This window comes from bacterium (genome assembly GCA_021372775.1).
GTDB lineage: Bacteria > Acidobacteriota > Polarisedimenticolia > J045 > J045 > JAJFTU01.
On record JAJFTU010000419.1, the window covers coordinates 1 to 1,502 of the forward strand.

Consider the following 1,502-nt stretch of genomic DNA (forward strand, 5'->3'; position numbering starts at 1 on the left):
GGAACGCCCGCCGCGGGATCGCCGCGCCGCAGCGCGTCCCGCATCGTTTCGTCTTCCCGCCGCGGTCGTTTCATTCCACCTCCTCCGCCGCCAGAAGGCGCCGCAGCTCCCGCCGCGCCGCGGCCAAGTGCCAGCGCACCGTCGGGCGCGCCAACCCGAGCAGCCGCGCGATCTCCGGCACGTCCCGCTCCTCGAGTTCGTGCAGCACGACGACCGCGCGCCGTCGCGCGGGCAGCCGCGCGAGGGCCGCCGCGACCGCCTGCTTCGCCGCGGCGCGCTCCGCCGGATCGGGCGCGGCGGGCGGCGGGTCGGGAACGAAACGGGCGCGGACCTGCGCGCGACGCCTTCGGTCGCGGCAGACGTTCACGAGCACCCGCACCAGCCAGGCCTCGGCCTCGTCCGTCGGCCGCGGGAGGCCGCGCCCCGCGCGCGCCGCGCGCAGGAACGTCTCCTGCAGCGCGTCCTTGGCCTCTTCGCGGTCGAAGAGCAGCCTCAGCGCGAGCAGGAAGAGCCGCCGGTGGTGGGCGTCGAACGCCGCGGCGAGACGACGGCCGTCGTCCTCGACCGCCGCCGCCGGTCCCGCCTGTTCGATCGTTCCGTCCACATAGAGAAGAACGCGCGGGGGGGGCGAAGTGTTGGGTGGTTCATTCGAAGTCGTCGGCGTCCTTGAACGGGCGGTCCGGATCGTCGAAGTCCGGGCGGTAGTAGTCCGCGGCGCGTTCGTCGAACGGCTGGACCCAGCCGTTCTCGAAGCCGAGCTCGTCGAGCCAGTCGAGGACCTCGTCGTACTCGCGGCGGCGGATCGGCCGCTGCATCAACGGATAGCGCTCGCCGCCGACCTCGTTGGCGGGGAAGTACTGGCTCATCACGGAGAGGGCGACGCGCGGCCCGAGCTCGGCGCGGATCCACTCCAGCGTGCCGCGCAGGCCGGCCTGGTCGTTGGGGAGGATCAGCAGCCGGATGATCAGGCCGCGGCGCGCGAGGCCGCGTTCGTCGAGGACCAGCTCGTCCCCGACCTGGCGATGCATCTCCTTGATCGCGGCGCGGGCGCGCGCGACGTAGTCGGGCGCCTTGGACAGCTCGAGCCCCGCCGCCTCGTCGGAGTACTTGAGGTCGGGCAAATAGACGTCGATCGCGCCGTCGAGCAGCCGCAGCGTCTCGAGCGCGTCGTAGCCGTTGGTGTTGTAGATCAGCGGCAGCGCGAGGCCGCGCCCCGCGGCGACGTCCACCGCCCGCGCGATCTGCGGCGCGACGTGGCTCGGCGAGACGAAGCCGATGTTGTGGCACCCCTCCGCCTGCAGCTCGAGCATGATCGACGCCAGCCGCGCCGCGTCCACCTCGCGCGGGTCGCCCGGCGCCGGCCGCGGCCCTTGGCTGATCTGCGCGTTCTGGCAATGGACGCAGTGCAGGTTGCAGCGGCCGAAGAAGATGTTCCCCGCCCCGCGCGCCTCGCCGCGCGGCAGGTGCGTGCCCGACAGGACCGGCTCCTCGCCGAAGTGCGG

At 73.6% G+C, this 1,502-nt stretch carries 2 protein-coding genes; both read right to left on the reverse strand.

Annotated elements, in window-relative coordinates; translation table 11 throughout:
- Positions 1 to 70: 70 nt before the first annotated feature.
- Positions 71 to 604: a sigma-70 family RNA polymerase sigma factor gene (locus LLG88_14355; protein ID MCE5248091.1), complete on the reverse strand. Its 534-nt coding sequence runs from the start codon at positions 602 to 604 to the stop codon at positions 71 to 73.
- Between the two features lie 40 nt (positions 605 to 644).
- The coding region (locus LLG88_14360) for a radical SAM protein (GenBank protein ID MCE5248092.1) at positions 645 to 1,502 on the reverse strand (858 nt) is incomplete at its 5' end.